Origin of the sequence: Faecalibacterium duncaniae (genome assembly GCF_010509575.1) — a bacterium.
Lineage (GTDB): Bacteria > Bacillota > Clostridia > Oscillospirales > Ruminococcaceae > Faecalibacterium > Faecalibacterium duncaniae.
In genome coordinates this window covers 1909721-1923729 of the sequence record NZ_CP048437.1, presented here as the reverse complement: position 1 = coordinate 1923729, position 14009 = coordinate 1909721, and the positions used below count along the sequence as shown (strand labels likewise).

Genomic DNA, 14009 nt, shown 5'->3' with positions numbered 1-14009 from the left:
CCTGAAAAGGACACTCAAAGACGTACCTTGAAAACTGAATAATAACTGCGAAACAAAGATTATAGTAAGTTCTTTTAAGAAATATTGCAATTTCAAAAGGAAGGGTAACAATAATCTTCGTTGGCAATAAGAGAGAATCAAGAGGATACCAAATGTTCTGAAAGAACGTTTGAAAGGTCAAGCGAACAAGGGCGCAGGGCGAATGCCTTGGCACTGGGAGCCGATGAAAGACGTGATAAGCTGCGATAAGCTTCGGGGAGCTGCAAATAAGCATTGATCCGGAGATTTCTGAATGAGGAAACTCACCTGGGTTCATACTCAGGTACAATACACTGAAATTCAAAATAGGTGTATTGAGGGAACCGCCTGAACTGAAACATCTAAGTAGGGCGAGGAAGAGACATCAAACGAGATTCCGTAAGTAGTGGCGAGCGAACGCGGAAGAGGGCAAACCGAGAGTAGAAATACTTTCGGGGTACGGACTGCTTTTAAGACTTAATCTGTTAACCGAACGGCATGGGAAGGCCGGTCAGAGAGTGTGAGAACCACGTAGGTGAAAACGGAGAGAGCTGCGCAGGATCCAGAGTACGGCCAGACACGTGAAACCTGGTCGGAATACGGGGGGACCACCCTCCAACCCTAAATACTACCCAGTGACCGATAGCGTATAGTACTGTGAAGGAAAGGTGAAAAGCACCCCGGGAGGGGAGTGAAAAAGAACCTGAAACCCTGTGCCTACAAGCACCTAGAGCGCGTCAAAGCGTGATAGGGTACTTTTTGTAGAACGGTCCGGCGAGCGATTGTATGCAGCAAGGTTAAGGACTTAAGGTCTGGAGCCGAAGCGAAAGCGAGTTTGAAAAGGGCGTTAAGTTGCATATAATGGGCCCGAAACCGGGTGACCTACCCATGGTCAGGTTGAAGTGGAAGTAAAATTCCATGGAGGACCGAACCGACCTCCGTTGAAAAGGCGGCGGATGAACTGTGGGTAGCGGAGAAATTCCAATCGAACCCGGAGATAGCTGGTTCTCCCCGAAATAGTTTTAGGACTAGCCTCAAGTTAGATACCTGGAGGTAAAGCACTGAATAGCCTAGCGGCCGAGAGGTTAGCGAAGCTTATCAAACTCAGAATGCCAGAGTATTGATGCTTGGGAGTCAGACAGTGTCAGATAAATGTCATTGTCAAAAGGGAAACAGCCCAGATCTACAGCTAAGGTCCCAAAGTCAGGTTAAGTGGAAAACGATGTGAAGATACGCAGACAACCAGGATGTTGGCTCAGAAGCAGCCACTCATTCAAAGAGTGCGTAATAGCTCACTGGTCGAGCGTCTTTGCGCGGAGAATTTAACGGGGCTAAACCTGACACCGAAGCTTAGGCAATACAGAAATGTATTGGGTAGGGGAGCGTTGTATACGCGGAGAAACAGTAGCGCAAGCGGCTGTGGAGTGTATAGAAGTGAGAATGCCGGAATGAGTAGCGCGAATGCAGTGAGAATCTGCATGGCCGAAAGCCTCAGGTTTCTGGAGGAAGGTTCGTCCGCTCCAGGTTAGTCGGGAGCTAAGGTGAGGCCGGAAGGCGTAGCCGATGCACAGACGGTAGAGATTCCGTCACCACCAAAAGAGTTAAGCACAGGGACACATATGAAGTCTCAGAGCCGGGTGTTGGTTCCGGTAGAGATCGAGGGAAATTAGTACCGAAGTCTGAGATGGAAGATGGCGAGAAAAGCTGTGTGTATTTCTGAGGTGCCCGTACCGCAAACCGACACAGGTAGGTAGGAAGAAGATTCTAAGGCCAACGGGAGAAGGGTTGTTAAGGAACTCGGCAAATTGACCCCGTAACTTCGGGAGAAGGGGTGCTCCAGAGATGGAGCCGCAGAGAATCGGCCCAAGCAACTGTTTACCAAAAACACAGGTTTGTGCTAAATCGAAAGATGACGTATACGAGCTGACGCCTGCCCGGTGCTGGAAGGTTAAGAGGAGATGTGCAAGCATTGAATCGAAGCCCCAGTGAACGGCGGCCGTAACTATAACGGTCCTAAGGTAGCGAAATTCCTTGTCAGGTAAGTTCTGACCCGCATGAAAGGCGTAATGATTTGGGCACTGTCTCAACAGCCCGCCCGGCGAAATTGTAGTACCGGTGAAGATGCCGGTTACCCGCGACAAGACGGAAAGACCCCATGGAGCTTTACTGTAGCCTAATATTGGGTTTCGATGTTGCATGCACAGGATAGATGGGACTCTGGGAAACCAAGGCTTTGGCTTTGGCGGAGAGGCCGTTGGGATACCATCCTTGCGATATTGGAATTCTAACCTGCGGCTCTGAATCGAGTCGGGGGACATTGTTAGGTGGGCAGTTTGACTGGGGCGGTCGCCTCCTAAAGAGTAACGGAGGCGTTCAAAGGTTCGCTCAGCTTGAACGGAAATCAAGCAAAAGAGTGCAAACGCAGAAGCGAGCCTAACTGCGAGACTGACGGGTCGAGCAGTAACGAAAGTTGGAGTTAGTGATCCGGTGGTATGTGAGTGGAAATGCCATCGCTCAACGGATAAAAGTTACCCTGGGGATAACAGGCTGATCTCCCCCAAGAGTCCACATCGACGGGGAGGTTTGGCACCTCGATGTCGGCTCATCGCATCCTGGGGCTGTATTCGGTCCCAAGGGTTTGGCTGTTCGCCAATTAAAGCGGTACGCGAGCTGGGTTCAGAACGTCGTGAGACAGTTCGGTCCCTATCTGTCGTGGGCGCAGGATATTTGATGGGAGCTGTCCCTAGTACGAGAGGACCGGGACGGACGTACCTCTGGCGCACCAGTTGTTCCGCCAGGAGCATAGCTGGGCAACTACGTACGGATCGGATAAACGCTGAAAGCATCTAAGCGTGAAGCCGACCCAAAGATAAGATATCCCACTGATTCAATCAGGTAAGATCCCTTGTAGACTACGAGGTTGATAGGCACGATGTGTAAGTGGAGCGATCCATTCAGCAAGTGTGTACTAATAGATCGAGGGCTTGACCACAATTCGCTTGAATTCTCAAGTCAATGACAAAATGTGAGCAGTGATTATTCAGTTTTGAAGGCACGTCCTTCATCGTAAGACAGCATAGAGAGTCTTGGAAAACAGCATCTGTTGCGAAACGCAATCCAGCTGTTGTTGCCAACGATTTTAAAAGCTGGATTGCAGTAAAAACACTGGACAAAGTAAAACAAAAATGTTATACTGAACCAGTCATATTGGTCGGTGACGATGACGGTGAGGTTCCACCTGTTCCCATTCCGAACACAGAAGTTAAGCTCACTCGTGCCCAAGATAGTTCGCTGGAAACGGCGCGTGAAAATAGGTAGTCGCCGACTTAAACAAAACCCCTGAGGAAGAAATTCTTCAGGGGTTTGTTGTTTTTGCACGGTACTTTCTTCCACTGGCAAAGAAATTGCCAAAGGCTTCTATTTCTGCCTGATTTTTTCGTACGGTGTGCTATCATAAGGCTGGAAACGCTTTTGGGAGAAACGCGTTCCCATGCAAAAAACAGTTGACAAAGGATCGGCCTGCTGTTTGACCACCACTTTTCGATCATGTGAGCATGAACTGGAAAGGAGCAGAAGAAAAATGACAAACAAGAAATTCAAGTTGGCAGCAATGTCGCTGGCTACTGCGGTTGCCGTGAGCACGGTTGGCCCCAGTGCTTCTGCGGTGACGTATTATCTGGGCGGTGGCAGTGTAACTGTTGACCAGGATAAGAATCGCGGTGCATTCAGTTATCAGGGCGAGGATAAAGGCGATGAGAACCGCACCTACGTCAACGATGAGAAAGCGAAAACTGGCGATGGTACGATCTACGTCCAGGACGGCCACGCGCCAACCACTGATAACTCCGACAATGGCACAGAGGTACCCATACCTACGGATAATGACACACAATCCACCGATGCTTCTGGCAACAACACAGAGAACAGTTCCACGTCTGAGACCACAACCACAAACACCATCACGGTCAAAGAGGATGTGACGGGTGCAACCATTGTGGTTGACGGTGTGAATGTGGATATCACCAGCACCCCGGCTGAAGTGCCCGCAGATGCCAAAGAAGATAAAACCATCATCAAGGTGGGCGAGGGTGCAGATGTTGACCTGACAGTCAAGGATTCCAACCTGACCACCGGCGGCAACGGCATTGATATTGGTGTGAATTTGGAAGGCAAGGATGAAAACAAGGAAACCAACGTTGACCTGACGCTGGATAATACCAAAATCAATCTGACCGAGAAAGATAACACCGCAGGTATTGTTGCACGGGATAACTCCACGGTGGACGTTACATTAAAGGGCAAAAACACCATTGATGGCAAGGAAGCCTTGGAGAATGCCGCCCAGGAAGCAGAAGCCGCGAAAGAAAAAGGCAAGAGCAGCCCCAACCGCAATGTGGAAGGTATCCGCGTGGGCGGCGAAAACGCAGGTGATGACAGCAGTGGCGAGGGTGCGTCCCTGACCATCAAGGGTGACGTGACCAGCGACCAAGGTTCTCTGAACATTGATCATACTTCTACCGGAATGGTGATCTCTAACGATTCTGATGTGACCTTGACGGACAACGCCGATGTGGATATCAAGCACACAGAAGCAGGTTCCAGTACGCAGGGTGGACGCGGTATCGTACAGCGGGGCGATTTGACCGTAGAGGACAAGTCCAGCCTGACCATTGACACGGTGGGCAGCGGTGCTTATAAAATCGATAATGATCAGGAAGGCTTAGTCTACGGCAACAATGGTTATGGCATTGACAGTACCGATGACATCACGGTAACAGGTGACAGCACACTGGAGATCAAGGGAACACAGAGCTCAGCAATCTATGGCGGAACCGGTTCCAGCCTGACCGTAGAGGACAGCACGCTGAACATCGACAGCAATGGCCGTGGCATCGACTATGAGGGCGGTGCCGGGGACATCACCTTCGATAATTCCGAGGTGAATATCAGCGGCAATGGCATGGGGATCTCCGTTGCTCCTGAAGGCGGCACCAACATCACATTTGACAACTCCACCGGAAGCGTCAGTGCTCAGAATGGTACTGCCATCTACGGCCCCGAGAGTAACGGAAAGGGAAAACTGACCGTTACCAACAAGAGCGAGGTCAAATTGGAAGCTCCCACAGGTATCTACGCTGGTTTTGATGAAGTAGAAATCAGCGGCAAGAGCAAGGTTACCTCCATAGGCAGTGTTGGTATGATGTTTGTTGGCGGTCAGAGTGGTGCGACCAAACTGCATGTTACCGGAGAGAGCGAATATAATCTGCAAATGAAGGGCTATGCTCATGCTCTACGTGTTAACCTAAGCAAGAATCCAAGCCGTATTCTGGTTGATCAAAATAGCAAGTTGCACCTTTCGCAGGCCACAACAGGTGCAAGTGCTATTGTTCTCGGTAACGGTGCAACTCTTACCATGGACAACGGCACCCTTATCACTGAGGGCAATTTCCGCAAAGGTAGTATCTATTCTCTGGGCACCAACTCCACCACTACCATCAAGAACGGCTCCCATGTGGATGTGAATTCTATCGTTGGCACTAAGAATGACAAGGGCCAGAAGCTCATCGTTACCGGTGGCACGCTGACCTATGATTACAAGGCCGACAATACCCTGTGGCCGGTGAACGATCAGGGCGACAAGCTGACCAATTTCCTGCTGACCAAGGATGATGCCCACGCAAACTTCGATGCCCTTTCCTATAAAGGCCAGACCTACACCTACCTCTCTGACCTGAACAAGGAGACCGGGAAGCAGTATCTCTCCGTGTGGGTGCCCGCCGCCGCACTGAACTATATGCTGGATGTGGACGGTTCCCACGACCCGGAGATCATCGGCAAGGCACTGGAAGAGCTGAAGCAGGCCGGATACAATTTCGACACTGCCTACCAGACCGCTGAGAATGGCGATCAGGTCGTTATTCTGCGGGATATGGTGGTGAACGGTAAGAGCCTGAACTTCACCAAGACCACCGATGCAGAGGGCAACACCAAGCTCATCTGGGGCAACTACGAAAAACAGGCAGAGGGTGCTCCCAGCGCTTATGACATGGTCTATGGCACCGAGTACGAGTATGAGGGCAAGACCTATACCATCGTCTGGGGCTATGAGAGCCAGAACAACCCCAACACCACCGCAGCAGCGGGCGTGCTGGATGCCTTTGGCCCGGATTCCAACGTGAAGGTCACCGGCGAGAACATCGACGGCACTGACTCCGCAAAGTATACCGTGACCATTTACGGCGCTCTGCGGGAAGTGACCGACCCTGTGATCCCCACGAACCCGAAACCGGAAACGCCCGAGGACTCCGATCCTACTCCTCCGGCTCCGGCTCCCACTACGCCGACCACCCCGGCAGTGCAGGATGCACGGCCCACCACTCCCGCCGTGGAGCAGGCAGTTGCTAAGACCACGCCCGCCCCGGAGACCCCCGTGAACCCGCCGGTACAGGATGCCCGCCCGGAGAGCGGCAAGCTGATCCAGACCGGTACCACCAACTGGATGGCAGATGTTCTGGTGCGTGCAGGCGGTGTTCTGCTGGCTGCCGGTTATCTGCTGGAGCGTAAGCGCAAGAGCATGTTCCATAAGGCACAGCACTGAACACGTTCTTGTAGATGACGTAAAAAGGTAAAATATTGAACTGGCTTGGGGCCGCTGCACAAATTTTTGTGGGGCGGCCCCACTTTTTGCAGAAAAAGGTGCTCTCGTCTCGTATTAGGGGATGAAAGCGCTTTTGATTTTGCAAAAAGGGATGAGAACGAGAATGAAAACTTCACCGTACCGCCGGAAGCACCGGCGCAGAGCCTTCCGGCGGCTGTTCTGGCTGCTGGTGCTGGCGCTGGCAACCCTGCTTCTGCTGTTGTGGCCCCGGCGGGTCACGCTGGATGGGCTGAACAGTCCCCATGCCATTTTACTGCGGGCCGACAGCGGAGAGGTGCTGGCCGAAAAGGATGCCGACAGCACGATCTATCCGGCTTCCATGACCAAGATGATGACGGCGTTGCTGGCCATAGAAGCAAACCCGGACCTCGACACGCCCGTGACCCTGCCCGAGGAGATCTTTCCGGCTCTGCAGGCCCAGAATGCCTCGCTGGCGGGGTTTCAGGCCGGGGAAACGGCCACGGTACGGGATCTGCTGTACGGGGCCATGCTGCCCTCGGGGGCCGAGTGCTGCGAAGCGCTGGCCCGGGAGGTGAGCGGCAGCGAGGAAGCCTTTGCGGCCCGGATGAACCAGAAAGCAGCAGAGCTGGGGATGACCGGCACACATTTCTGCAACCCCACCGGTCTGCACGACCCGGAGCATGTTTCCACTGTGCGGGATATGGCCCGGCTGACAGAAGCAGCCCTGCAGAACGAGACCTTCCGCAAGCTGTTTACCACGGAGCGGTATACCGTTCCGGCCACCAACTGCCACCCGCAGGGGTTCACGATGCACAGCACCCTGCTGAGCCAGCTGGACGGCACAGAGCTGCACCGTGGCCGGATCCTGGGCGGTAAGACCGGTTACACCGGGGAGGCAGGGCTCTGCCTTGCCAGTCTGGCCGAGGTGAAGGGCAGGGAATACATTCTGGTCACGGCCGGGGCAGGGGGAGACCACAGCACCGCGCCCTACCACATCGAGGATGCCGTAACAGTCTACCGCCGTGTGAGCCGGGGGTCCTGAACAGGGGAGCGGATGCGCTCCCTTTTTCTGTGCCCGGCTTTGTGGTACAATGGAACAAAACCATTCACAGAACAGGAGAACCATCATGCTCAAGGATTCACAGGTCGATCTCTGCGGCCGCACCGATTTTACCCGCACCGCGCCCCTGCTTGCCCGGGACGAGGCGTTTTCGTTTGCCTGCGCGGGCTGCGGCGGCTGCTGCCGGGGGCGGGAGGATATCGTGCTGTCGGGCTTTGACCTGTGGCGCATTGCGGCCCGCCTGCGCCTGCCGCCCCGCACCGTGGCCCGAGCGTTCTGCCGGGGAAGCATCGGGCGGGTCAGCCGCCTGCCGGTGCTGCGGCTGGCCCCGCTGAAGGAGGAGCACGGCAACTGCCCCTTCCTCACCGGGAACCACTGCGCCATCCACGATGCCGAGCCGCTGGTCTGCGCCCTTTACCCGCTGGCGCAGGAGATCACGAAGGACGGGCAGGTATCCTACTTTTTGCAGCCCACCCAGTGCGGCGGGCAGGTCATTGCGGCAAGAGTGGGGGATTATCTGACCCGTTACGATGTGCCCGCCCGGGAGGCCACCGATGTGCGCTGGGCGCAGGTGTGCATGGAGTTGGAGGATACCGTGGAGCGGCTGGACGCTCTGTTTGAGCCGGTGTTTGCCCGGCGGATGCAGGAAAAGCTGTGGCAGGCGCTGTATTACCGGTACGACTTTGCAAAAGAGTACCGCCCCCAGCTGGAAGAAAATCTGCTCTGGCTGGACGGTGAGCTGAAAAAGCTCGAAGGGATGCAGATGCGGCACAGCACCATCGAAAAAAGTGATAGATAAAATTACTTTGATTGATAATTCGGGCTGTTTCCCGGTTGTTTTGGAGCGGAAAGTGTGATATACTTCACGAGTGTAAAGCGGTAGCGCGATGCGATAGACCGCTTGAATACTGACTTTCATGCGGTGTCCTGTTGCCGCGAAAGTAGAATTGAGGGAGTAATATCATGCGTAAAATTTCTCGTCGTTCGTTCCTGTCTGCCGCCGCTGTCTGCGGCGCAGCTGCTGCCCTGACTGCCTGCGGCGGTTCCTCCAGCTCCACGGCTGCTTCTTCCACCGCTTCCTCTGCTGCGGCTTCTTCCGCAGCGGCTGACGGCCAGAAGTATACCGTTGGCATCTGCCAGCTGGTGGAGCACGCCGCTCTGGACGCTGCCACCCAGGGCTTTGAGGATGCCCTGACCGCACAGTTCGGCGAGAATGTCACCTTTGACTTCCAGAACGCCCAGAACGATTCCGCAACCTGCGCCACCATCGCCAACGGCTTTGTTTCCGCAGGCGTTGACCTGATCATGGCAAACGCTACCCCCGCCCTGCAGGCCGCACAGGCTGCCACCGACAGCATCCCCATTCTGGGCACCTCCGTCACCGAGTACGGTGTTGCTCTGGGCCTGACCGATTTCGATGGCACCGTGGGCGGCAATGTCTCCGGCACCTCTGATCTGGCTCCGCTGGATCAGCAGGCGGATATGATCACCGAGTGGCTGCCCGAGGCCACCAAGGTGGGCCTGCTCTACTGCTCTGCCGAGGCAAACAGCCAGTATCAGGTAGACGAGGTCCAGAAGTACCTGGAGGCCAAGGGCGTTACCGCCACCCAGTACGCTTTCTCTGATTCCAACGATCTGGCTTCTGTCTGCCAGAAGGCTGCCGACGAGAACGACGCAGTGTATGTCCCCACCGACAACACCTGCGCCGCCAACACCGGCATCATCGACGGCATCTGCCGCCCGGCCAAGAAGCCCGTGTTCGCCGGTGAGGAGGGCATCTGCTCCGGCTGCGGCGTGGCGACCCTGTCCATCAGCTACTACGATCTGGGCTACACCACCGGTGAGATGGCTGCCAAGGTTCTGACCGGTGAGGCCGATATCTCCACCATGCCCGTTGAGTACACCAATGTGACCAAGAAGTACAACAAGACCATCTGCGATGACCTGGGCATGACCGTTCCCGAGGGTTACGAGGCCATTGAGAAATAACAAGCGCTCAGTCCGCTTTGCAGAAAGCTCCCCTGATAGAGGCGCAGAGTTCACGCTGCAGTAACGAAGAGACTTTACAATAAAATCAGCGGAGAAGAGCGAATTTTGGTTCTTCTCCGCTTTCCCGTATCAGAAAAAAGTGTAGTTACAGGAGGAAAACGTTTTGGATATTCTTGCAAGACTTGCCAACCTGCCCGGTGCCTTGCCCGGTGCCTGTGCGCAGGGCCTCATCTGGGGCATCATGGCCATTGGTGTGTACCTGACCTACCGCATCCTGGATGTGGCTGACCTGACCGTAGACGGTTCCTTTGGCACCGGCGGCGCGGTCTGCGTTATGTGCCTGCTCTCCGGCATGAACGTCTGGGCAGCGCTCTTCATCGCCCTGCTGGCCGGTCTGGCCACCGGCCTTGTCACCGGTCTGCTCCACACCTTTATGGGCATCCCGGCCATTCTGGCTGGTATCTTGACCCAGCTGGCCCTCTACTCCATCAACCTGAAGATCATGGGCAAGGCCAACCAGTCCATCAACGTGGACAAGTACGACCTGCTGATCTCCCTGCGCTGGGTCAAGGAGATTGCCCTGCACAACCCCATCATCATGGTCATTCTGGTCAGCGCCGTGGTCATCGGCGTGCTGTACTGGTTCTTTGGCACCGAGCTGGGCTGCGGCATCCGCGCCACCGGTTCCAACCCCGCCATGAGCCGTGCCCAGGGTATCAACACCAGCTTCAATGTGGTGCTGGGTCTGGCGGTCTCCAACGGTCTGGTGGCCCTGTCCGGTGCACTGCTGAGCCAGTATCAGGGCTTTGCCGATGTCAGCATGGGCCGTGGTGCCATCGTCATCGGTCTGGCCGCTGTCATCATCGGCGAGGCCCTGTTCAGCCGCATCTTCCACAACTTTGCCCTCAAGCTGGTGTCCGTCTCGCTGGGTGCCATCATCTACTACATTGTCATCCAGCTGGTGCTGACCCTCGGCTTTGACGCAAATCTGCTCAAGCTGTTGAGCGCCTCCGTGGTGGCCGTGTTCCTGGCCGTGCCCTATTGGAAGAGCAAGTACTTCGCAAAGCCCGCGGCAAAGAAGGCACAGAAGGAGGATGCAAAAAATGCTTGAGATCCAGAATGTTTCCAAGACCTTCAACGCCGGTACTGTCAACGAGAAAACGGCCCTGAATGGTCTGAACCTGAAATTGAACGAAGGTGATTTTGTCACCGTCATTGGCGGCAACGGTGCGGGCAAATCCACCATGCTGAACGCTGTGGCTGGTGTGTGGCCCGTGGACAGCGGCAAGATCATCATTGACGGCACCGACGTGACCAAACTGGGGGAGCACCAGCGCGCCGCCTACATCGGTCGCGTGTTCCAGGACCCCATGACCGGCACCGCCGCCACCATGCAGATCGAGGAGAACCTTGCCCTGGCCGCCCGGCGCGGCAAGCGCCGCGGCCTGAGGATCGGTATTACCAAGGCCGAACGGGAGCGCTACCGTGAACTGCTCAAGAGCCTGGACCTGGGCTTGGAGGATCGCCTGACCGCCCGCGTGGGCCTGCTGTCCGGCGGTCAGCGTCAGGCACTGACCCTGCTCATGGCTACCATGAACAAGCCCAAGCTCCTGCTGCTGGATGAGCACACCGCCGCTCTGGACCCCAAGACGGCGCTCAAGGTGCTGACCCTCTCGGCCAAGATCGTGGAGGAGAACCGCCTGACCACCATGATGATCACCCACAACATGAAGGATGCCATCAAGTACGGCAACCGCCTGATCATGATGCACGAGGGCCACATCATCTATGATGTCTCCGGGGAAGAGAAGAAGAACCTGCATGTCTCCGACCTGCTGGCCAAGTTCCAGATCGCGTCCGGCGGCGAGTTCGCCAACGACCGCATGATCCTTTCTTAAAAAAGATGAAGCGGCAATAAAGTAGTTGCTTCTTAAAACATAGAGAACCCCCCTGCCGGGAGATCACCGGCAGGGGGGTTCTCTATTAGAGTATTGGGTTTGCGGTGTTATTTGTTCTTCTCGTTACGGTACGAATTACTTTTTGAACGCCTGCACTTGATTCCATGCCTTGATAACCTCTGTGCGGCTTACAGGATCAGTTGCTTCATAGGTTTCGCCGTTGTTCTTCGCGGCCTTGAGCAGGTCGTTCTCCACGGCCCAGGCAATGGCCTTGTCAGTCTCAGTGGCATTGGCGTTCAGCACGGCGGCGGGTTCAGGCTTTCCTGCATTGTTCCACACCAGTTCAGCCAGCTCACCTCGGTTTGTTGGAATAGCTGTACCGGTTGGCAGGGCGCAAATCAGATAGAACTCAGTACCCAACTGATAGGTCTGGTAGGCCAGCACCGCGGTACCCGCGGCGGCAGTACCAATGATGAGGGTAGTGCCCAGAATGTTGGGCTCTTCCTCAATGCTTGCATCCTTTGTCATGGCTTCGATAATAACATTTTCACCCGGCATGGTAAAGGTAATGGTTTCAGCCTTGGGATCAACAGCGTTCAGCACGCTGGCAGGCTTAATTGTCCACTGGTCAAAAGTCTGAGCATCGGAAAGAATGCTCTTATCAAAGGTTACTTCCACTGTTGCACCTTTTTCAATGGTAATGTCACCATTGTCATTGATAGTAGTATCCTTGCCGTTTACTTTTGCAATACCGCCAAGAAGGGATAGAGTGTAGGTGACCTTTTCTTCTTTCTGGGGAACATTGTAACTCCACTTAATCTGATTGCCAGTGACTTGATTCGCGGGAGCGGTATTTTCGGTCTCTTTGACATCAACTTTGACGATATAATCGCCCGGTTCCGTAGGGAGCCCGCGGTCATTCAATTTCTCACCGGGAACTTCATTTCCCTTATCATCATAAAATTTCTTATTGATGATATCATCAGCATTGACTTTAGCATTGTTCGATGTCACTTCTCCGGTCACTGCGTCAAACTTAAGGTCAACATCCGGGTCAATCACATCTTTTTGTGTCCATTTTGCAGTCAAGATTATATCATAGTCCGGCATGGAGAAACTATAATTGCCGTTCTCATCTGGGCCGTTCAAGGATGGGGCGGTTTCTCCATCAGGAACGGTAACTTCCCAATGATTAAAGTTATAGCCGGTTTTCTTTGTGGGTGTAGGAACGGAAACGGACGAACCATAGTCGTACGAGTTCGTTTCCTTGTTTTCGTCGTTCTCCAGTGTTACAGTATGGCTATGTGCGTTCCAATGGGCATACAAGGTGATGTTGCTGCTGACGGCTTCTGTAAATGTATATTTTATGCCGCCTTCTGCCTGTGTATACCAGCCAAGAAATGTATAACCTTCTCTTACAGGGTCGGTGGGAACTACAAACGGCTGGTCATTCGGGTAGCATTTTGCAGTTCCTAGCTTCTCGTTGCTGTAAACAGTCTGCGTGGCCATAGTGTCACTACCATTTATAGTGCCACCGTCCAAATCAAAGTTGATATCACACAGATACTGAACTTTGCTGGTTAGTGTATCATTGCCTGCGTTATTAACTCTGACTTTTTCCCAGTCTGTTTTATATCCATTATATTTTACATCATTTAGTTCTGTGCAATCTTTGAATGCGTTGCTATTTATAATGTTAATACCCTTTTCAAGGGTCACGCTTGTAAGACCTGTGCATCCATTAAATGCAAATGGGCAGATTTCATCCACACTTATGGGTACTTTTATTTCTCTTAACTCTGTACAACGCTCAAAAGCGTGACTACTGATTTTGGGAATGCCGTTTGTTAAGGTGACTTGAGATAATGCGGTATTTCCTGAAAAAGCCGTATCCATATCTGTGATGGTACTCGGAATCGTAATGCTTGTTAACTGAGAACAACCATAAAAAGCAGCTTGGCCGATTTTTGTAACACCTTCAGGGATTGTAACATTAGTTAGATTGGAACAGTTAAAGAATGCCTGGTATCCAATTTCGTCCACCGTATTAGGCAATGTAACTTCCGTAAGCGTGTTACATTTATTAAAGGCCCACGTTGCAATTTCGGTTACAGTATAGTTCCTGCCATTGCTTGAAATTGAGCTCTCAATGTTAAGTTGTGTAGGGTTTCCTGATGTACCGGAAACTGTAACTGATTCTCCATCGGCGTTAACTGTATATTTGAGGTTGCCTATCCTAATCGGAGTCGCTGCTACTGCTCCGATGGGTAGGAATGTTAACGTTATGCTGAGTGCCACTAATAGACTGACAAACCGTTTTTTCATGGATTTCCCCGCTTTCATGGATTGGTGCCGCAGAAAAACGACATAGAGTGAATGGCAAAAAAAGGTAATAATGCCAATTTGAAGAATAGCATGCATGGAA

The 14009-nt window shown here is 53.4% G+C and carries 7 protein-coding genes and 2 rRNA genes; 8 read left to right on the top strand and 1 reads right to left on the bottom strand.

Going from position 1 to position 14009, the window contains the following annotated elements:
* The first annotated feature begins 175 nt into the window (after positions 1 to 175).
* From GXM22_RS09345 to GXM22_RS09310, 8 genes are all read left to right on the top strand, one after another.
* Positions 176 to 3010: ribosomal RNA gene (locus GXM22_RS09345) — 23S ribosomal RNA — on the top strand.
* A 218-nt stretch (positions 3011 to 3228) separates the two neighbouring features.
* Positions 3229 to 3345 (top strand): 5S ribosomal RNA (gene rrf / locus GXM22_RS09340).
* A 253-nt stretch (positions 3346 to 3598) separates the two neighbouring features.
* The gene (locus GXM22_RS09335; protein ID WP_005936412.1) at positions 3599 to 6616 is read left to right on the top strand and encodes an autotransporter outer membrane beta-barrel domain-containing protein; all 3018 of its coding nucleotides are present in this window, start codon (positions 3599 to 3601) and stop codon (positions 6614 to 6616) included.
* A gap of 163 nt (positions 6617 to 6779) precedes the next feature.
* Entirely contained in the window at positions 6780 to 7679 is a 900-nt protein-coding gene (locus tag GXM22_RS09330) for a D-alanyl-D-alanine carboxypeptidase family protein (protein ID WP_099357320.1), read from the top strand.
* An 85-nt stretch (positions 7680 to 7764) separates the two neighbouring features.
* Positions 7765 to 8496: a YkgJ family cysteine cluster protein gene (locus GXM22_RS09325; protein ID WP_242699844.1), complete on the top strand. Its 732-nt coding sequence runs from the start codon at positions 7765 to 7767 to the stop codon at positions 8494 to 8496.
* A gap of 164 nt (positions 8497 to 8660) precedes the next feature.
* Positions 8661 to 9686, top strand: a complete 1026-nt coding sequence (locus GXM22_RS09320) for an ABC transporter substrate-binding protein (protein ID WP_005936402.1) — start codon at positions 8661 to 8663, stop codon at positions 9684 to 9686.
* Positions 9687 to 9849: 163 nt separating this feature from the next.
* On the top strand, positions 9850 to 10797 hold the full coding sequence (locus tag GXM22_RS09315) for an ABC transporter permease (protein ID WP_005936399.1): 948 nt from the start codon (positions 9850 to 9852) through the stop codon (positions 10795 to 10797).
* Positions 10790 to 11584 (top strand): ABC transporter ATP-binding protein, encoded by a 795-nt coding sequence (locus GXM22_RS09310; protein WP_005936395.1) that lies wholly within the window; start codon positions 10790 to 10792, stop codon positions 11582 to 11584. Before GXM22_RS09315 ends, GXM22_RS09310 begins: the two co-directional genes overlap by 8 nt.
* A gap of 135 nt (positions 11585 to 11719) precedes the next feature.
* Here GXM22_RS09310 and GXM22_RS09305 read toward each other — a convergent pair whose 3' ends face one another.
* Entirely contained in the window at positions 11720 to 14005 is a 2286-nt protein-coding gene (locus GXM22_RS09305; protein WP_050762822.1) for a leucine-rich repeat protein, read from the bottom strand.
* Between the last annotated feature and the right edge of the window lie 4 nt (positions 14006 to 14009).